Origin of the sequence: Streptomyces sp. NBC_01244, from assembly GCF_035987325.1 — a bacterium.
Taxonomy (GTDB): Bacteria; Actinomycetota; Actinomycetes; order Streptomycetales; family Streptomycetaceae; genus Streptomyces.
In genome coordinates this window covers 5788218-5806726 of sequence record NZ_CP108488.1, presented here as the reverse complement: position 1 = coordinate 5806726, position 18509 = coordinate 5788218, and the positions used below count along the sequence as shown (strand labels likewise).

General features: G+C 72.6%; 16 protein-coding genes. 7 read left to right on the top strand and 9 right to left on the bottom strand.

Annotated features, from left to right (window positions below; genetic code table 11):
- Window positions 1-63: 63 nt before the first annotated feature.
- From OG247_RS26335 to OG247_RS26320, 4 genes are all read left to right on the top strand, one after another.
- Complete coding sequence (locus OG247_RS26335) at window positions 64-1128, top strand: C40 family peptidase (RefSeq protein ID WP_327254541.1); 1065 nt, start codon at window positions 64-66, stop codon at window positions 1126-1128.
- Window positions 1129-1400: 272 nt separating this feature from the next.
- Window positions 1401-1925, top strand: coding sequence for a hypothetical protein (locus OG247_RS26330; RefSeq protein ID WP_327254540.1), 525 nt, complete (start codon window positions 1401-1403; stop codon window positions 1923-1925).
- 179 nt (window positions 1926-2104) lie between these two features.
- Complete coding sequence (locus tag OG247_RS26325) at window positions 2105-2764, top strand: class F sortase (protein WP_327254539.1); 660 nt, start codon at window positions 2105-2107, stop codon at window positions 2762-2764.
- 137 nt (window positions 2765-2901) lie between these two features.
- Window positions 2902-3954 carry a C40 family peptidase gene (locus OG247_RS26320; RefSeq protein WP_327254538.1) on the top strand — a complete coding sequence of 351 codons (1053 nt, stop codon included), beginning with the start codon at window positions 2902-2904 and terminating at the stop codon, window positions 3952-3954.
- A 52-nt stretch (window positions 3955-4006) separates the two neighbouring features.
- Here the strand turns inward: OG247_RS26320 and OG247_RS26315 are convergent, their stop codons facing one another.
- Both OG247_RS26315 and OG247_RS26310 read right to left on the bottom strand, forming a co-directional pair.
- Window positions 4007-4702: a LuxR C-terminal-related transcriptional regulator gene (locus OG247_RS26315; RefSeq protein ID WP_243333471.1), complete on the bottom strand. Its 696-nt coding sequence runs from the start codon at window positions 4700-4702 to the stop codon at window positions 4007-4009.
- The gene (locus OG247_RS26310; protein ID WP_327254537.1) at window positions 4699-5994 is read right to left on the bottom strand and encodes a PspC domain-containing protein; all 1296 of its coding nucleotides are present in this window, start codon (window positions 5992-5994) and stop codon (window positions 4699-4701) included. The genes OG247_RS26315 and OG247_RS26310 overlap by 4 nt, the downstream gene beginning before the upstream one ends.
- 131 nt (window positions 5995-6125) lie before the next feature.
- Between OG247_RS26310 and OG247_RS26305 the strand changes: the two genes are divergently transcribed.
- Entirely contained in the window at window positions 6126-7520 is a 1395-nt protein-coding gene (locus tag OG247_RS26305; protein WP_327254536.1) for a PspC domain-containing protein, read from the top strand.
- Window positions 7507-7731: a hypothetical protein gene (locus OG247_RS26300; RefSeq protein WP_327254535.1), complete on the top strand. Its 225-nt coding sequence runs from the start codon at window positions 7507-7509 to the stop codon at window positions 7729-7731. Before OG247_RS26305 ends, OG247_RS26300 begins: the two co-directional genes overlap by 14 nt.
- Here the strand turns inward: OG247_RS26300 and OG247_RS26295 are convergent.
- The 4 genes from OG247_RS26295 to guaA form a co-directional block, all read right to left on the bottom strand.
- On the bottom strand, window positions 7677-8207 hold the full coding sequence (locus OG247_RS26295; RefSeq protein WP_442813406.1) for a DoxX family protein: 531 nt from the start codon (window positions 8205-8207) through the stop codon (window positions 7677-7679). The two genes, OG247_RS26300 and OG247_RS26295, sit on opposite strands and share 55 nt — an antisense overlap.
- An 18-nt stretch (window positions 8208-8225) precedes the next feature.
- A complete protein-coding gene (locus OG247_RS26290; protein ID WP_327254534.1) occupies window positions 8226-9482 on the bottom strand; it encodes a hypothetical protein in 1257 nt (418 codons plus the stop codon).
- A gap of 102 nt (window positions 9483-9584) precedes the next feature.
- Window positions 9585-10409, bottom strand: a complete 825-nt coding sequence (locus OG247_RS26285; RefSeq protein ID WP_327254533.1) for a class II aldolase/adducin family protein — start codon at window positions 10407-10409, stop codon at window positions 9585-9587.
- A 124-nt stretch (window positions 10410-10533) separates the two neighbouring features.
- Window positions 10534-12120, bottom strand: coding sequence for a glutamine-hydrolyzing GMP synthase (guaA, locus tag OG247_RS26280; RefSeq protein ID WP_327254532.1), 1587 nt, complete (start codon window positions 12118-12120; stop codon window positions 10534-10536).
- Between the two features lie 295 nt (window positions 12121-12415).
- On the opposite strand from guaA, the gene OG247_RS26275 reads away from it, so the two are divergent.
- Window positions 12416-12703 carry a chorismate mutase gene (locus tag OG247_RS26275; RefSeq protein ID WP_327254531.1) on the top strand — a complete coding sequence of 96 codons (288 nt, stop codon included), beginning with the start codon at window positions 12416-12418 and terminating at the stop codon, window positions 12701-12703.
- A 380-nt stretch (window positions 12704-13083) separates the two neighbouring features.
- Here the strand turns inward: OG247_RS26275 and OG247_RS26270 are convergent, their stop codons facing one another.
- The 3 genes from OG247_RS26270 to OG247_RS26260 form a co-directional block, all read right to left on the bottom strand.
- The gene (locus OG247_RS26270; RefSeq protein WP_327254530.1) at window positions 13084-14760 is read right to left on the bottom strand and encodes a peptidase; all 1677 of its coding nucleotides are present in this window, start codon (window positions 14758-14760) and stop codon (window positions 13084-13086) included.
- A 193-nt stretch (window positions 14761-14953) separates the two neighbouring features.
- Complete coding sequence (locus OG247_RS26265) at window positions 14954-16747, bottom strand: GMC family oxidoreductase (protein WP_327254529.1); 1794 nt, start codon at window positions 16745-16747, stop codon at window positions 14954-14956.
- Window positions 16748-16803: 56 nt separating this feature from the next.
- Window positions 16804-18432 carry a succinic semialdehyde dehydrogenase gene (locus OG247_RS26260; RefSeq protein ID WP_327254528.1) on the bottom strand — a complete coding sequence of 543 codons (1629 nt, stop codon included), beginning with the start codon at window positions 18430-18432 and terminating at the stop codon, window positions 16804-16806.
- Between the last annotated feature and the right edge of the window lie 77 nt (window positions 18433-18509).

Below are 18509 nucleotides of genomic sequence, written 5' to 3'. Positions count from 1 at the left end.
CCCCTTCCGAGGTGCCCTCTCCGGCGCTAGCGTGCTCCGCCAACCGGAAGGAGGTGCCGGCCCGTGTACCCGTACGGATTCCCCTCGTCCCACCCCTCCCCCCACCACCGCAAGCCGCGCACCCGAAGACATCCGAACACCCCCACCGTGGTCGTCACGACCGCGGCCCTGTCCTCCTTGGGCCTGCTCCTCCCCCACCAGGCCGCGGCGGCGCCCGCCCCCCGCCCCTCGGTGGAGGAGGTCCGGACCCGCGTGGACGAGCTGCACCGGCAGGCGGGCACGGCCACCCAGGCCTACGACGCGGCGGCCGGGCGGACCGCGGAGCAGCGGGCCCTGCTGTCGGCGCTCATGGACCAGGTCGCCGGCACCACGCAGAAGCTGAACGAGGCCCGGCGGCTGCTCGGCAGCCACGCCGCCGACCGGTACCGCGGCGCCGGTGGCCTCGGCGGTACCGCGACCCTGCTGCTCAGCGCCGATCCGCAGGCCTTCTTCGCGCAGGCGCACCTGCTGAACCGGCTCGGCGGCCGCGAGGACGCACTGCTCACCCAGTACACCCGGGCCAGGGCGGAGACGGCCGGCAAGCGCCGGGAGGCGGCCGTGGTGGTCGGGGAACTGGAGCAGGCGCAGGAGGAGCTGCGCGGGCGCAAGCAGGAGGTGCAGGCCCGGCTCGCGGAGGCGAACACCCTGCTGGCCCGGCTCACCGCGTCGGAGCGGGCGCGGGCGCTGGCCCCGCGGGCACCGGCCGCCTCGGGGCCGCTGCCCGGGGACGCCGCCGCGTCGGCGTCGGGGGCCAAGGCGGTGGCCTTCGCCCGGGCCCAGCTGGGAAAACCGTACGTCTGGGGCGCGACCGGCCCGCGCTCGTACGACTGCTCCGGCCTGACCCAGGCCGCCTGGCGGGCGGCGGGGATCACGCTGCCGCGCACCACCTGGGACCAGGTGAAGGCGGCTCCGCGGATCGCGACCAAGGATCTGCGCCCGGGGGACCTGGTCTTCTTCTACGCGGACATCAGTCACGTCGGGATCTACATCGGCGGTGGCCGTATGATCCACGCCCCGCGGCCGGGGACGTCCGTCCGCGAGGACTCGGTCTACTACCAGCCGATCTACGGGAGCGTCCGGCCGGGGTGAACTCGGCAGCGCGGACTTTTCCGTTGGCTGCCCCCTCGGCGTGTCCGTCACTCAGCGCCACCGCACGGCGGGACCTCCGGCGCGGCGCTCACCGTCCGTATCAAAGGAGTTGGCGGGGGCCCCGCCAACTCACTCTCTCCGTTGGTCCGTTCGTGCCGTTCGATTCGCAGGTTCCGCCAACCGGACCTAGCGTCTAGCACATCGAGGAGCATTTCCTGCCTTTTGCGGACAAACTGTTCGCGGCTGCGCCTCGGGGACCCGGAGGATTCACCATGCGTTCCATACGTGTCGCGTCCGTAGCCCTGCTGTCCACCGCCGCCTTCGCGCTCGCCGCGCCGATGGCCTCGGCCAATGACGGCGGGACCACGCCCAACGTCACGTCCTTCGGCTTCACCGTCTCCCCCGCCGCCGTCGCCCCGGGCGGCACCGTCACGCTGAACGCCACCGAGTGCCAGGAACCGCTGGTGAAGGTCTCCTCCGGCATCTTCGACGCGGTCGAGCTCAACGAGGGCAAGTCCGCCACCGTCAAGGTGGACGCGGACGCCAAGCCGGGTGCCCAGTACGAGGTCACCTTCGACTGCAAGGGCGAGAAGGGCACGACCACCCTCACGGTCGCGGGCCCCTCGACCGGTACCGGCACCGGCACGACCGCTCCCTCCAAGGGCGTCAAGGCCGGCCTCGGCGGCGGCGCCGGCGGCCTGAACGGCACCGAGATCGCGGCCGGTTCCGCGCTGCTGGCCGGTGCGCTCGGCGGCGGCGTGTTCCTGATGCGCCGCCGGGCGGGCGACCACGCCTGACCACCGACCCCCTGACCGCCGGGCCCGTCCGACCCGCCCCTGGCGACCGGACGGGCCCGGTCCAGTACCGGCCGCCGGATCGCGGCCGCCCGGCCACAGACCCCGGGCAACAGACCCCGGGCCCCGGGCCACGGGCCCCGTCCCTGAAACTCCCCGGCACCACGGAAGGAGCGCGCATCATGCCCCGCCCCCAGGAGCGTACGAAGCCTCGCGGCGGCTGGGGCGTCGTTGCCGTGGTCGCCCTCAGCGGCACGTTTCTCCTCACCAACGGGCTCGACCTGGACGGCGGTCCACCGCAGCCCGCGCAGGCCGCCGTGCTGGTCGGCGACCCTGCCCACGACGAGGCCGCCCGCCGCCTCCCGCCGGCCCCGCGGCCGCTGAAGCCCTCCCCGCCGACCCGGATCCGGATTCCGGCCGTACAGGTCGACGCCCCCGTCAGCCGGGTCGGACTCGATGCCGAGGGCTGGGTGGACGCCCCGCCGCCGGAGGACCGGAACCTGGCCGGCTGGTACGAGGGCTCGCCCGCCCCGGGCGCCCAGGGCACGACGGTGATCGACGGTCACGTGGACAACAAACGGGGACCGGCCGTCTTCTACGCGCTCGGCTCGCTCAAGCAGGGGCAGCACATCGAGGTGGACCGACAGGACGGCCGTACCGCCGTGTTCACCGTGTACGGCATCGAGGTCGTCGGCAAGAACGATTTTCCGGCGGCGCGGGTCTACGGACCCAAGGGCGCTCCGGAGATCCGCGTGATCACCTGCGGCGGCGGCTTCTCGAAGAAGGGGGGCTACGACGGCAACGTGGTCGTCTTCGCCCGCCTGACGGAGATCCGCGGATAGCGGACGGCCATCGACAGACGCCGGACCGGACAGGTCCGGTCGCGTCCCGCCACTTTCGATCATCTCGTCATCCGCCCGTTACCTTCGGGTCTAGCGTCCTCCTCCAAGCACCGATGGAGGAAGGACGTGAGGCCCTCGTGGCCAGTCATCGAAAGCCCAGGCAGCGCCCGCTCACCGGCGGCACGGCACGGAGCTCCGTACGCACCACCGCCGCCACCCTCGCCCTCGCGGGCGCTGCCACCGCCACCGCGTTCGAAGGCACGTCCCACGCCGATCCGCAGCCGACGCCCTCGCAGGTCAAGTCGGAGATGGACCGGCTCTACGAGGAGGCCGAGGCCGCGACGGACCGGTACAACGGGGCGAAGGAGAAGGCCGACGAGGCGCAGCGCGCGCTCGACGGGCTGCGGGACGAGACCGCCCGCAAGACCGACCGGCTCAACACGGCCCGCAGTGCGCTCGGTTCGCTGGCCGCGACGCAGTACCGCAGCGGCACGCTGGGCGCCGCCGTACAGCTGGCGATGTCCGACGATCCGCAGGAGTACCTGGACCGGGCCGCCCTCATCGCCCGCGCCGGGAACCGCAACGCGGCCGATCTCTCGGCCGTGCGGCGGGGGCTCGACGAGGTCGGGAAGCTCAAGGAACAGGCCGACGGGCGCCTGGCCGACCTGCGGGGCCGGCAGCGCGAACTCGCGGGCCACAAGGCCGAGATCGAGGAGAAGCTGACCGCCGCGCAGCGGCTGCTGGCCAAGCTGACGGCCGAGGAGCGCGCGGCCTACGAGGCCCGCTCGGCCGGACCCGCCCCGAGCCGCCCCGCCACCCAGGCTCCGCCGCCCGCCGACAGTTCCCGCGCGGCCCGCGCGGTGGCGTTCGCGTACGGGGCGATCGGCAAGCCGTACGTGTGGGGCGCGACGGGCCCGGGCTCGTACGACTGCTCCGGCCTGACCCAGGCGGCCTGGCGGGCGGCCGGGGTGTCGCTGCCGCGCACCACCTATACGCAGATCAACGCGGGACAGCGGGTCTCCCGCGACCGGCTGGCCCCCGGTGACCTGGTGTTCTTCTACTCCGGCGTCACGCACGTCGGCATGTACGTCGGCAACGGCCAGATGGTCCACGCCCCGCGTCCCGGCTCCACGGTCCGCGTCGCGCCGGTGGACTCGATGCCCTGGGCCGGAGCCTCGCGGCCGGCCTGACCGGGGCCCGGACGACCGGGGCCCAGGCGACCGGGGCTCAGGCGACCGGGGCTCAGATCAGCCGGCGGGCCGTCGCCCAGCGGGTCAGCTCGTGGCGGTTGGAGAGCTGGAGCTTGCGCAGCACGGCCGAGACGTGGGATTCCACGGTCTTGACCGAGATGAACAGCTGCTTGGCGATCTCCTTGTACGCGTACCCGCGCGCGATCAGCCGCAGCACCTCGCGCTCGCGCTGGGTGAGGCGGTCCAGGTCCTCGTCGACGGGCGGGGCGTCCGTCGAGGCGAAGGCGTCGAGCACGAAGCCCGCCAGCCGCGGCGAGAACACCGCGTCCCCGTCCTGGACGCGGAAGACCGAGTCCACCAGGTCGGTGCCGGTGATCGTCTTGGTGACGTAGCCGCGGGCGCCGCCCCGGATGACCCCGATGACGTCCTCGGCGGCGTCCGACACCGACAGGGCCAGGAACCGTACCGGGTCCTCGACGGCGCCCATCAGCGGGGCGCAGCGGCGCAGTACCTCGACGCCGCCGCCACCGGGCAGGTGCACGTCGAGGAGCACCACCTCGGGTCGGGTGGCGGTGATGACGGTGACGGCCTGGTCCACGTCGGCGGCCTCGCCGACGACCTCGACCCCGGTCCGCTCGGTCTCGCCGATCTCGGCCTGTACCCCGGTGCGGAACATCCGGTGGTCGTCGACGAGCACCACCCGGACCCTCCTGGTCACGCCGCCGGTGCTCGCGCTGTCCTCGGTCATGCTGCCTTCGCCGCCCTTTCCATCTCCAGCTCGACTTCCGTGCCGCCGTCGGGCGCGGACCGCAGTCGGGCCGTCCCGCCGTTGCGCTGCATCCGGCCGATGATCGATTCTCGTACGCCCATCCGGTCGTCCGGTACCGCGTCGATGTCGAAGCCGGGGCCGCGGTCCCGTACGGACACGAACACCGTCTGGCCCTCCACCTCTGCGAACACCTGGACGGGGCCGCCGTCGCCACCGTACTTGGCGGCATTGACCATCGCCTCGCGCGCGGCCTGCATCTGTGCGGCCAGCTTCTCGTCGAGGGGGCAGTCGCCGACGACGACCACCTCGATCTGGACCCCGTGGTGGTCCTCCACCTCGGCGGCGGTCTTCTTCACGGCCTCGGCCAGCGTCGTCGGTTCCTCGCCCTCGTCCTTGCCGGTGCCCTCGGGCTTGTACAGCCAGTTGCGCAGCTCCCGCTCCTGGGCGCGGGCGAGGCGGCGCACCTCCCCGACGTCCTCGGCGTTGCGCTGGATCAGGGTGAGGGTGTGCAGCACGGAGTCGTGGACGTGGGCGGCCACCTCGGCGCGCTCCTGGGCGCGGATGCGCATCAGGCGCTCCTCGGAGAGGTCCTGGGTCATCCGGATCAGCCAGGGTCCCGCCAGGAGGGCGACGCCGACGAGGACCGCGAGGGTGGCGGTCAGGACGTTGCCCAGTTGGGCGGCGGAGCCGCGGACCACGATGAAGACGGTCAGGCCCACGCCGACCAGGGCGACGCCCGCGAGTGCGCGGGCGGCCTGCAGCAGCCGGGCGTGCCGGCCGGCCGCTGCGTTCCAGTGGGCGCGGCGGGCGTTGTCGGCCTGGCGCCAGACGAGGACCACGCCGGCTCCGACGAGCAGGGTCGGCCATACGTACCGTCCGGAGCTGCCGCCGACCTGTACCTGGGAGATGAAGATTCCCGCGCCGACGCACAGCGCGATCAGCGCGATGATCTGGCCCCGCTCGGGCTTGCGCAGCCGCCGGGTGCCGTCGGGGAGGGTGTCGAAGTAGGAGCGGTGGCCGCTGCGGCCTCCGACGCCGAGCGGTACGAAGACCCAGAAGGCGGCATAGAGCAGCATGCCGAGGCCGTCGCCCCACATGAACAGGCCGAGGAAGGTGAGCCGGACCCAGATGACGGGCAGGCCCAGGTGCCCGGCGAGGCCGCGCGCGACTCCGCCGAGCATCCGGCCGTCGGCGCTGCGGTAGAGCTTGCGCTGCGGCGTCTCGTCGGAGTCCGGTGCGTACGGCGTGCGTGGGGCGGCTGCTACGGGCATGTCACCGATGGTCACACGCTCGCGGCGGCGGTGGCATCAGGGCAGCCCCCCAGTTCTCTCGGGGGGATATCAGGGTTGCGCCAGGGTAGATCCGGATGCCCGCGGCGGCGGCGGACCGTCACCATGTACGCATGACCGAAGTACACGATTCCCCGCCGCCGGACGCAGGAGCCGGCAGGAGTGCGGCCGGTGCGAGCGCCGGCTCCGCTTCGCCGCTCGCCGAGCGCCCTCCCCTGCGCCGCGGCAAGCGGGACAAGGTGCTCGCGGGCGTGTGCGGCGGGCTGGGCCGGTACTTCGGTCTCGATCCGGTGATCTTCCGGATCGTGCTCGGCGTCCTCGCCGTCACCGGCGGCGTCGGTCTGATCTTCTACGGCTTCGCGTGGCTGCTGCTGCCCCAGGAGGGCGAGGAGGACAGCGAGGCGAAGAAGCTGCTGACCGGCCGGGTCGAGGGCTCGACGCTGGCGGCGGTCTTCGCCGCGCTGGTGGGCTGCGCCCTGTTCCTGTCGATGCTGGACAACGGCGGGCTGGCGGTCTTCTCCGTGCTGGCCGTCCTGGCGCTGGGCGCCGCGGCGTACTGGTCGCTGCGCCGGCGCAGCGGGCCCGGCGGAGCTGTCGAGGACAAGGCCGCCGCGGCGGGCGCGGAGTTCGTGTACCCGGCGGCCACCCGTACCGGGCACCGCACCGCGCACAGTCCGGCGCCGCCGGAGACCCAGGCGCCGCCCGCGCCCGGGGGCCCGTCCTGGTGGCGGGATCCGCTGGTCAAGGACGGCACCACGGGGCCGGTCGGCTCGACGGGGTACCTGTGGGGCCCCGAGGACTCGGTCGGGGCCGTACCCGGCGGCGGTCCGGCGGCGACGGCTCCGCCATCCGCGGAGCGCGTCCCCTGGCAGCCCCGCGGCGGCATCGGCGGCCGGGTGTTCGTACTGGCCGCGCTGGCCGGGAGCATCGCCACCGCCGCGGTCTGGGAGGGCAGCACCCTGAGCCATGCCCTGCAGGTCGGCTTCGCCGCCGCCCTCGCCGTCTTCGGCCTGGGGCTCGCGGTGAGCTCGGTCAAGGGCCGCACGGGCTTCGGCACCATCCTGTTCTCGGTGATCACGGCCGTCCTGCTGGCCGGTTCGGTCGCGCTGCCCAAAGACATCAGGACCGACTGGCGCGTCGTGGACTGGCATCCGACCGCGGTGGCCGAGGTGGCGCCGGTGTACGAGGCGGGAACCGGGCTCGCCACCTTGGACCTCAGCCACGTGGACGTGCCCAAGGGCACCACCGTGCCCGTCAGCGCTTCCATCGACGCGGGCCGGCTGCGGGTGATCCTCCCGAGGGAGGTCACCGCGAAGACGGTGGCGACGGTCAGGCTGGGCGACATCCAGATGCCCGGCGACACCGGCGAGGACGTCCGTATACGCAACCACCCCGAAACCCGGGAGGCGACCCTGCCCCCCGACTCGGGCACCAAGGCCGGCGGCACGATCGAATTGCACCTCAGCGCGGGTGTGGGACAGGTGGAGGTGGCCCGTGCGGCGTCATGAGTTCCAGCCGGGACGGCTGATCGCGGGACTGGTCCTGATGTCGGCCGGGGTGCTCTATCTCCTCGGCGCGGCGGGCGAGGCCGATCCGCCCTGGTTCTTCGTCCTGATGATGACCGCGGGCGGTCTCGCCTTCGCCGCCGTCGCCGGGCTGGTGACCTACGCCGTGCGCCGCGACCGGCGCGACCGGATCAGCGAGTCCAGCGACAGATAGGGCGCCCCGGCGAGGACCAGCGGGGTCCAGGCCAGCAGGTAGATCAGGTCGTTGCCGTAGTAGTACGGGGTCACCGCCCAGGACACGGTGAGCCACAGGCTGAGCGAGATCAGGGCCCCGCCGACGGACGCGATCCGGGTCAGCAGTCCGGCCAGGACCCCCAGGCCGACCAGGAGTTCCCCGATGGCCAGGGCCACGGCGAAGCCGACGGGCGCCTTCAGGGCCAGGTCCACCAGGGCCGGGACCGCCGAGGTGTCGCGCACCCCGTTCATCAGTTCGCCGATGGAGCCGCTGCCGGTGGCCCTGAGGAACGCCGAGTCGGTCAGCTTGTCCAGGCCGGCGTAGACGAAGGTCACGCCGAGGAAGATCCGCAGGGGCAGGAGCGCGTGGCGGGCGGCGAGCTCGCGCAGGCCGCGCAAGCCGCTCGGTCCGGTGGGAGCGTCAGGGGCGCCGGAGGGGACGTCAGTTCGGGTCACGCGCTATGTGTACCCGCTTCACTCCGCCACGTCGATGGTGCACCGGTTTGATTCCACCCCCGCGGCGGTGACGACCTGGATCTCGATACGCCCGGGCTCCACTTCCGCCGGGACCGGCACGGTCAGCACGGCGTCGGACGGGTTGATGAAGCCGCCCGCCACCGGGACCAGCGGTACGTGCACATGGACCGCGCCCACTCGGACCACCAGCCGGGCCAGCATCTCCGGCGTCTGCGCCCCCGGAGGGACGAAGCCCACGCCGCGGATCTCGATGTCGTCCCCGGGGCGGATCGCCGCGTCCAGGTCCCCGGGCTCGCGTCTGCGCACCACCGACAGGACCAGCGGGCGGCTGCCCTCCGCGTACTTCGCCGCCAGGTACACGGCCGCCGACAGCGCCACCAGCAGTGCCAGCGCCCACGGCAGCGCCGGCAGCCGGTCCGGGAACCGGGCCAGCGAGACCGCCGCGAAGCCCAGCACCACGGTGGAGACCAGGACGTACTGGGCGTCCGGGAAGGAGCCCCGGCCCGCGTCGTCCGTCAGCAGGTCCGCCCCGGTCGGCCGGTCCGCCGGCAGCTTCTGCAACCGCTGCCCCATGATCCGTACGGAGACCACCCGGCGCACCAGCACCGCGACCCCCGAGGTCAGCCCGAGCACCGCCAGCAGCGGCAGCGCCCGGTCGAGCGCGAGCCCCTCGTACAGGGCCTGGCGCTCGGGTCCCGGCGAGGAGGCCGCGAGCCGCAGCGCGGGCAGCAGCGTCGCGAAGGCGGTGAGCACCAGCCAGGCGCTCGGTACCGCCTTCGAGGTGGACAGCCGGTTGTCCTCGCCGACCAGCGGGGCCAGCAGACCGCCCCGGAGGGTCTGCGCGCGGGCCGCCACCGTCAGCAGGGCGGCCAGGACCAGCGCGGCCAGCAGCCCGGCGGTGCGCGCCGTGGACCAGCCGGTGCCGAGTGCGGTGCCGACCTGGACCAGGAGCAGCACCCCGGCGGCGATCCACACGGCGAGGACGGCCCGCCGGGAGAACAGGTAGAGCCAGGAGCTGCCCGCCTCCCGGCCCCGGTCGGCGACCGTCCGGGCGGACAGGGTCAGCTCGTCGGAGACCCACTGCCGGGAGGCTCCGAGGGAGTGGGCCACGGCGGCCGGCACTCCCTGCCCCGAGGCGAACTCGTCGCGCTTCTCCAGGAACGCTGCGACCGCGCGGCGGTGCCCCTCTCGTGTGCAGTCCTCGCAGGCGCAGGCCGCGGTATGGGTGCTTCTGGACATCTCTTGGACAGCCACGAACGTGCCGCCTCTCTGAACTCCGGTGCGATGCCAGCGAATTGTGCACCACTGGGGCAGTGTTCCGGATTGCGCACGATGTCAGAGCAGGTGATTAACCGTTCATGATGTTGACGCACCCGCTCCGGCGGCCTCCAGGAGCGGCTGGCAGTTCACCCACGCCGCCAGATCCGACCCGAACCGCTCCCGGGTCGCGAGGGCGCTGTGGTGGCTGATGAGCACCGCTTTCCCGGCCGCCCGCGCGATCAGCTGCACCTGCGCGGCCCGCTCCGCAGCGATGAACCACCAGGCGGCCGCCTCCACCGAGTCGCCGACCGTCAGCACCCCGAGGTTCCGCAGGACCAGCGCCTTGTAGGGACCGAGCGCGCCCGCGATCCGCTCGGCGTCCCCGTAGCCCGCGACCCCACCGCCCAAGGCGCCGCCGCCCAAAAACTCGTCGAGCAGCGCGTGGTCCTCGTAGAAGGCGCAGGCCTCCTGGGTGACGGGGGCGAGCAGTTCGCCGAGCGCGGCGAGTGCCCTGCCGTACGGGGCCTGCGTGCGGACGACGGCCACCACGGCGGGCCGGGCACGGTGGACGGCCGCGTGCACGGCGAAGGCCAACTGGTTGACCCTGCGCTCCCCCTGGCGGACCCGCCCCTCCCCGTCGACCAGCAGCAGGTCGTCGGGGCCGATCGCGCCGAAGGCCCGGCCGAAGGGGTTCACCCAGTAGCAGTCCTCGAACTCCGGGTCCCGGGCGCTGACGTGTCCGCCCACCCCGTCCTCGTACCCGAGCCTCCCCAGCAGCCGCAGCACCCCGGCGAGCCGTTCCTTGCGGTGGGCACGCTCCTCCCCGGCGGTGGCGAACACGGGCGGCATCTCGAAGCCCAGCCGCCCGGTGGGCACGGGTGCGGGTGGGAGTACGCGTGTCCCTGCTGGCTGCTCGGCCATGGCCCCTCCTTCAAGGTCGCGGCGCAAAGTACCGGCGACCGGCCGAAGAGGCCATACACGCGGCGAGGCCGCCGCTCCCTGCGCGGGAGCGGCGGCCTCGTCACCTACAGGGGCGAGTGGGGACCTACTCCCACTCGATGGTGCCCGGGGGCTTGCTCGTGCAGTCCAGGACCACGCGGTTGACGTCCGGCACCTCGTTGGTGATGCGGGTGGAGATCCGCGCGAGCACCTCGTAGGGCATGCGCGTCCAGTCCGCGGTCATCGCGTCCTCGGAGGAGACGGGGCGCAGCACGATCGGGTGGCCGTACGTACGGCCGTCACCCTGGACGCCGACGCTGCGGACATCGGCCAGCAGGACGACCGGGCACTGCCAGATCTCGCGGTCCAGGCCGGCCGCAGTGAGCTCGTGGCGGGCGATGGCGTCGGCCTCGCGGAGCAGGTCCAGACGCTCCTTGGTGACCTCACCGACGATGCGGATGCCCAGGCCGGGGCCGGGGAACGGCTGGCGCTGGACGATCTCGGCGGGCAGGCCGAGCTCCTGGCCGACCATCCGGACCTCGTCCTTGAACAGCTGGCGCAGCGGCTCGACGAGCTCGAACTCGATGTCGTCGGGGAGCCCGCCCACGTTGTGGTGGGACTTGATGTTGGCGGTGCCGGTGCCGCCGCCGGATTCGACGACGTCCGGGTACAGGGTGCCCTGGACCAGGAAGGCCACCGCCGGGCCGTCCTCCTGGAGGATCTCCAGCTGGGCCGCCTCGAAGACGCGGATGAACTCGCGTCCGATGATCTTGCGCTTGGTCTCCGGGTCGGAGACCCCGGCCAGCGCGTTCAGGAAGCGCTCCTGGGCGTCGACGACCTTCAGCTGCACGCCGGTGGCGGCGACGAAGTCCTTCTCGACCTGCTCGGTCTCGCCCTTGCGCATCAGGCCGTGGTCCACGTACACGCAGGTGAGCTGCGAGCCGATGGCCTTCTGCACGAGGGCCGCGGCGACCGCGGAGTCCACGCCGCCGGACAGGCCGCAGATGGCGCGCTTGTCGCCGACCTGCTCGCGGATGAGGGCGACCTGCTCCTCGACGATGTTGCCGGGGGTCCAGGTGGGCTGCAGGCCCGCACCGCGGTAGAGGAAGTGCTCCAGGATCTGCTGGCCGTGCGTGGAGTGCATCACCTCGGGGTGGTACTGCACGCCGTAGAGCTTCTTCTCGTCGTTCTCGAAGGCCGCGACCGGGACGACGTCGGTCGACGCGGTGACGGTGAAGCCCTCGGGAGCGGCGGAGCAGGCGTCGCCGTGGGACATCCACACCGACTGGTTCTCGGGGGTGCCCTCGAAGAGGGTGGATCCGGCCTTGGAGACGGCCAACGGGGTGCGGCCGTACTCGCGCGAGCCGGTGTTGTCGACGGTGCCGCCGAGGGTGACCGCCATGAGCTGGAAGCCGTAGCACATGCCGAAGACGGGGACGCCGGCCTCGAAGATCGCGCCGTCGAGCTGGGGGGCGCCCTCCTCGTACACGGAGGACGGTCCGCCGGACAGGATGATCGCCTTCGGGTTCTTGGCGAGCATCTCGGCCACGGGCATCGTGCTGGCCACGACCTCGGAGTAGACCCGTGCCTCGCGGACGCGGCGTGCGATGAGCTGCGCGTACTGGGCGCCGAAGTCGACGACGAGAACCGTGTCCGGGGCGCTGTCGTGGGGGGCGAAGGTGGCTTCTGGCACGGGGCAGGCCTTCCGGCGGAAGAGGGGGTTGTTTTGTCGATTCTAACGGGGGACGGATACCCCTCTTCGTCTCAGTGTCCGAACCGGCTTGGCACGGAGCGGGACAGAGGGCCATAATCCCTCCATGCGCAAGCAGCTGAGCTTCCTCTTTACCTATGGCACCGGCCGGTCCGGTCGCCATGGGTCATCGTGATGCTCGCTTGAGCCACTGACTTCCCAGAGCGCCCCGGTCCGACAGGACCGGGGCGCTCCGGCGTTCCCGCTCCGGTCGGACCCCACCGACAGGAGACCGACCATGAGCACGACCACTCTCTCGACCACGATCTCGAACCCGATCGCCCCCGAGCAGCTGATCGCCGGCTCCCGCGAGCGGATCGACGCCATCGACGACCGGATCATCGGCCTGATCCAGGAACGGATGGCCGTCTCGACCGTCATCCAGGAGGCCCGGATCGGCTCGGGCGGGCGCCGGGTGCACCTGTCCCGCGAGATGGAGGTCCTGACCCACTGGAGCGACGCCCTCGGCAAGCCCGGCACCACGCTCGCGATGACCCTGCTGGAGCTGTGCCGGGGCCGGGTGTGAGGCACGCGCCGGGTCCCGCGGCCGTCCCGTGACGCCTGTTCGTCACCCGTCCGGACCGTGACCGCCCCCGCGGCCCTTCGTTGATGCGGATGACCGTGCCAGCCAGGTGCGGGACCGCAGCACCACGCGTGGCTCGCTGGAGCGATGAGACGCACCCCCTGCCGGGCGTGCGTCGTGGGACCTCGCTCCTTCATGTGACCGGACGGCAGGGGACAGCAGCCCGGTCACCACACGAGGACGGCCGGCCCGGGGGACGCCCCGGACCGGCCGTTCTTCTCTTTCCCCCGCGGTTTCCCCCGCGGTCCCCCCGCTTGGTTTCCCCCGTTGTTCCCCCGCGCGGTTCCCCCGTTGTCCCCGCGCTGGTTCCCCCGCCTACGCCGTTACGCGCGGCCGGTGGCCCGTCGGCGGAACACCAGGAACACCACGCCACCGGCGGCCACGAGCGCCGCACCGGCCATCAGGATCGGCCCGGCGGTGGCGCCGGTCTCGGCGAGGCCGCCGTTCGGCGTCTTGCCGTTGCCGGTACTGGTGCCCGGGCTCGGAGTGGTGCTCGTACCCGGCGTGGCCGTCGGGCTCGTGGAAGACGTCGGCTTCGGGCCGGGAGTGGTCGGAGCCGGCGTCGGCGTGGGCGTGATCTGCTTGCCGTTGATCACGAAGGCGGCCTTGTCGTTGGCGTGCTTCGGGTCCCAGCCGATCGGCGCGGCACCCTCGGGTGACCAGGTGCCGACCGTGACGGACCCGGTTGCCTCCGCGATGACCTTCTCGATCTTCAGCTCGAACGGGAAGACGAACTTCTCCTTCTCCCCGATGACGTGCGAGGTCGGGCAGAAGTAGCGCGGTGCGCCCAGCTGACCCTCGCGGTAGCCCCCCGAGGCCGTGACGGACCTGCAGGACTTCGGGGCCTTGGTGACCTTCGCGCCCGCCGGGATCACGATGTCCACCATGGCGACCTCCTCGCCCGAGCGGAGGTAGGCGACCCACGCGGGGCCGTCGTTGCGGAAGCCGATGTCGGCCTTGACCGTCTCGCCCGCCTTGCCCTTCACGAAGGTGGGGGCGGCCACCAGGTCGGCGGTGTTCTTCACCGAGAAGCCGAACTCGTGCCGGTTGTTCCACGGGTCCAGGTCCGCCGCGTTCGGAGCGGCCTTGGCCGAGCGCGCCTTGAGGCCCAGCTTCTTGCCCGTGCGGGGCGTGCTGAGCTTCTGCGTGGACTTCGGCTCGGAGCCGGCCGCGTGCACCCCGTAGATCAGCTCGTCGATGAAGGCGTGCGGAGCGGCCTTGAGTGTGAGCGCGCCGGCGATCTCCCAGATCTCGCCCGGCTTGATCTCGTTGTCGAAGGTGCAGACCGTCCTGGCCCAGCCCACGTTCCAGGGCTCGTCGTCGCCGCGGTCCTCGCTGTAGGCGCAGTTGTCGTACTGCTCGACCAGGCCCATGCCGTGCGTGGTGTTCAGTTCCAGCGCCACGCCCTTGACGGACTCGGTGCCCGCGTTGGCGAAGACGACCGGGAGCGGCTGGGACTCGCCCGGAACGAGCTTCGCCTTCAGCTTGGCCTCTTCCAGCACCAGGTCCGGGCCGCCGACCTTGACCCTGGTGGTGGTGGGCTTGAAGGTGGCGCCCTGCACCGCGCCGGTCATCGTCAGGTCGGCGACCGTGCCGGTCTTGCTGCCCTTGACGGCGGTGAGGTCCAGGGCCACGACCTCGCTGGCGTACGTCCGGACCGACCAGTCCGTGCACGTGACCTTCGCCGCCGTGAGGGTGCAGTCGTTGGCCCGCTCCGGGGTGAGCTTCACGTCGGCGACGCCCTTGAGGGGGGTCAGGTCGATCGTGTAGGTGCTCTGCTCGCCGAAGTTCTTGCCGGTCTCGTTCTCGACGACGAAGCCGACCGTGGCCGTCTGCGGCTTCGCGGCGCCCCCGGGATGCGGGTGCAGGCCGATCTCCGCCGGGCTGGTGAGCGTGAACACCGGGTCCGCGGCGTTCGCAGGGGTGGCGGCCAGGCCGACGGCCGCCAGGCCGACGGCCGCCAGGCCGGCTGCCGCCAGCAGGGAGATGTGCTTTCTCATGACGGTCTTGACACGCGAAGGCCCTCCACGGTTGCCCTCTTGGGTGTGTGACGGACGCCACACCTCCGTCGCCGGTTTCCGGTACAACCATCCGGGCCGGGCGGCTGTCTTGCTTGTAGTTCGGCGGGTACCGCGCTCGGAGGGGGAGTGCGGTGCCCGCCGAAGTCGTTCAGCGGCCCATCGGCGCCGGCGGCTACGCGGCGGGGGGCGCCGTGCGCGGCGGCACCTCCGGTACCGCCAGGAACGGCAGGCGGAGCGCCCCGAAGGCCTCCTTCGGTACCGCCGGGCGGACCGGTTCCACGGCGTCCAGGCGGGCGTAGGACGCCCCCTGCTCCGGGCGCGGGTCGCGCTCGCCGTTGTTCGGCCAGTAGGACATCGCCCGTTCCGCTTGCGCGGTGATCGTCAGCGACGGGTTGACCCCGAGGTTCGCGGAGACCGCCGAGCCGTCCACCACCGAGATGCCCGGGTGCCCGTAGAGCCGGTGGTAGGGGTCGACCACGCCCTCCTCGGGCGAGGCGCCGATCGGGCAGCCGCCGAGGAAGTGCGCCGTCAGCGGGGTGCCCATCAGCTCGCCGACGTTGCTGCCGGGGAATCCGTTGATCTCCTCGGCCAGCAGCGTCGCCGCCCGCGTGGCCTCGGCGATCTGTACGGGGTTGGGCGCTCCGTGGCCCTGGCGGGCGGTGAGCAGCCCTTTCCCGATGCCGCCGGGCTTGCGGTAGGTGGTCAGGGAGTTGTCGAGCGACTGCATGACCAGGCCGATGATGGTCCGCTCCGACCAGCGCCGGTTGGACAGCGAGCGCAGCAACTGCACGGGGTGCCGGGCGGTGCGTCCGAACCAGGCGCGGACCCGGTGGGTGGAGTACGGCACCTGGAGGATGGTCATGAACCCCATCGCGTTGGATCCCTTGCCGTAGCGCACCGGCTCGATGTGCGTGTCCGCGTTGGGGTGCACCGAGGAGGTGATGGCCACGCCCCGCGTGAAGTCGGCCCGCTGGTCCTTGCCGTGCCGCCGGCGGTAGCGGCGGTCATCGGTCTGAGCCCCTACGAGGCCTTCGGAGTTGGTCCGGGTCAGATCGCCGAGGCGGTCCGAGAGGCGGGGCAGCTCGCCGAGGTCCTTCATCGTGTGCAGGAGGGTCTGGGTGCCGTACGTGCCCGCCGCGACGACCACGTAGCGGGCGCGCAGCACCTTGGGCTCGGCGCGGCGGCGGCCCTCGGTGGGGACGGTGCGGACGCGGTAGCCGCCGTCGGGGTGCTCGGAGAGCGCGGTGACCGTGGTCATGGGGTGGATGACGGCGCCGGCCCGCTCGGCGAGGTGCAGGTAGTTCTCGTTGAGGGTGTTCTTGGCGCCGTGCCGGCAGCCGGTCATGCACTCGCCGCACTCGGTGCAGGCCTTGCGGGCGGGGCCGGCGCCGCCGAAGTACGGGTCGGCGACCTCGTCGCCGGGGCGGACCCTGCCCTGGCCCTCGGCATCATCGCCGTCCCCGAAGAAGACGCCGACCGGGGCCATGTGGAAGGAGTCGGCCACGCCCATCTTGGCGGCGGCCGCCTTGAGGTGGACGTCGGAGGGGGTCGTCGTCGGGTTGAGCCGGACCCCCAGCATCCGCTTGGCCTGGTCGTAGTAGGGGGCGAGCTCGTCCTGCCAGTCCGTGATGGACGCCCACTGCCGGTCCTCGAAGAAGGCGGTGGGGGGCACGTAGAGGGTGTTGGCGTAGTTGAGGGAGCCGCCGCCGACCCCGGCGCCCGCGAGGACCATCACGTTGCCGAGGAGGTGGATGCGCTGGATCCCGTACAGGCCGAGGGCCGGGGCCCACAGGTAGTTGCGCAGGTCCCAGCTGTTCTTCGGCAGGCTCTCGCGGGTGAAGCGGCGTCCCGCCTCCAGGACGCCGACCCGGTACCCCTTCTCGGTGAGCCGCAGCGCCGAGACCGACCCTCCGAAACCCGATCCGATGACGATGACGTCGTAGTCGTAGGCATGGTCGTACGACACTGCGGTGCCTCCCCTGCAGAACGGACTGGCGGAACGGGCCGGCGGAGCGGAACGGACTAGCGGAGCCGGAAGGCCTTCATGATCTTGAGGCTGCGCGTCATGAACTCCGCGTACTTCTCGTCGTCCATCCCGAACGACGGCCCCATCGGCACCAGCCGCTGGTGGGCGACGGTCTGGGCCTCGGTGTACTTGAGGATGCCCTCGGAGCCGTGGCGGCGGCCGAGGCCGGATTCCTTCATGCCGCCCATCGGCGCCTGGGCGCTGCCGTAGGCCGGGGCGTACCCCTCGTTGATGTTGACGGTGCCGGTGCGCAGGCGGGCCGAGACGGCGTGGCCGCGGCGCGCGTCCTTCGTCCACACGCTGGAGTTCAGGCCGTAGGAGGTGCCGTTGGCCTCTTCGATGACCGCGTCCTCGTCGGTGAAGCGGTAGATGGAGACGACCGGGCCGAAGGTCTCCTCCCCGCACACCGCCATCGCGGTCTCGACGCCGTCCAGGATGGTCGGCTCGTAGAAGAGCGGGCCGATGTCGGGGCGGGCGACGCCGCCGGTGACGAGGGTGGCGCCCTTGGCGACGGCGTCGTCCACGTGGCGCTGCACGGCCGCCAGCTGGCGTTCGCCGGCCAGGGAGCCCATGTCCGCGCCGTAGGCGAGGGAGGAACCGAGGCGCATGGCCTTCGTACGGGCGGCGAACCGGGCGACGAACTCGTCGGCGATCGAAGCGTGGACGTACAGCCGCTCGATGGAGATGCAGAGCTGGCCCGCGGAGGAGAAGCAGGCGCGGACGGCGCCGGCGGCGGCCTTCTCCACGTCTGCGTCGCGCAGGACGAGCATGGCGTTCTTGCCGCCGAGTTCGAGGGAGACCCCGACCAGGCGGGCGGCCGCGCCCTGGGCCACCTCGCGGCCGGTACGCGTGGAACCGGTGAACGAAACGTAGTCGGCGTGCCGGACCACCTCGGGACCGACGACCGGGCCCTCGCCGAGGACGATCTGGAACACCTCGGCCGGCAGGCCCGCCTCGATCATCAGGTCGCGGGCCCACAGGGCGGTGAGCGCGGTCTCGGTGTCGGGCTTCATCACGACGGCGTTGCCCGCGACGAAGGCGGGCAGGGCGTCGCCGACGGAGAGCTCGAGGGGGTAGTTCCAGGGGGCGATCTGGCCGATGACCCCGCGCGGCTGGCGCAGCTCGGTGACCTTGGTGAGGGTGGGCATGGCGCCCGTGTGGCCCTTGGGACGCAGGTACGAGGGCGCCTTGCGGCCGTAGTGCCGGGCGGCGATCGAGACGGCCTGCACCTCCTCGTGGGCGTGCAGGCGGGCCTTGCCGGTCTCCAGCTGGATCAGGTCGAGCACCTCGGCCTGGCGTGCCAGCACCAGGTCGTGGAAGCGCAGCAGTACGGCGGCCCGGGCGCGGACGGGCACGGCGGCCCAGGCGGGCTGGGCGGCGCGGGCCGCGGCGAAGGCCTCCGCCACGTCCTCGGGGGTGGCTTCGGGGAGCTCCGCCAGCCGGTCCCCGGTGAAGGGGCTGTGGTTGGCGGTGCGGCCGGAGCCGGCCACCCCGCGGGTCAGCCGGGCGACCAGTTCGGGGGTCACCACGTCGGCGGCGCTCCGGGCGCCGGCCGGGGCGGGGGCGACCGGATTGGTGGGCTGCGGGGCGCTGCGGAGGGGGGCCGGGGCCTGCGTGTCCGTCATGGCCGTGAGCGTATTGCGCCCGGGGGTGCTTTGGGTACCCGCCGGTAACCGGATTTTGCCATTTCCGCCAGTGATCG

Coding starts and splice junctions, on each gene's coding strand:
- OG247_RS26310 (WP_327254537.1), bottom strand. CDS start 5,994: ATGCCCGTAGCAGCCGCCCCACGCACGCCGTACGCACCGGACTCCGAC.
- OG247_RS26330 (WP_327254540.1), top strand. CDS start 1,401: ATGCGTTCCATACGTGTCGCGTCCGTAGCCCTGCTGTCCACCGCCGCC.
- OG247_RS26270 (WP_327254530.1), bottom strand. CDS start 14,760: ATGAGAAAGCACATCTCCCTGCTGGCGGCAGCCGGCCTGGCGGCCGTC.
- OG247_RS26305 (WP_327254536.1), top strand. CDS start 6,126: ATGACCGAAGTACACGATTCCCCGCCGCCGGACGCAGGAGCCGGCAGG.
- OG247_RS26275 (WP_327254531.1), top strand. CDS start 12,416: ATGAGCACGACCACTCTCTCGACCACGATCTCGAACCCGATCGCCCCC.
- OG247_RS26285 (WP_327254533.1), bottom strand. CDS start 10,409: ATGGCCGAGCAGCCAGCAGGGACACGCGTACTCCCACCCGCACCCGTG.
- OG247_RS26315 (WP_243333471.1), bottom strand. CDS start 4,702: ATGACCGAGGACAGCGCGAGCACCGGCGGCGTGACCAGGAGGGTCCGG.
- OG247_RS26260 (WP_327254528.1), bottom strand. CDS start 18,432: ATGACGGACACGCAGGCCCCGGCCCCCCTCCGCAGCGCCCCGCAGCCC.
- OG247_RS26325 (WP_327254539.1), top strand. CDS start 2,105: ATGCCCCGCCCCCAGGAGCGTACGAAGCCTCGCGGCGGCTGGGGCGTC.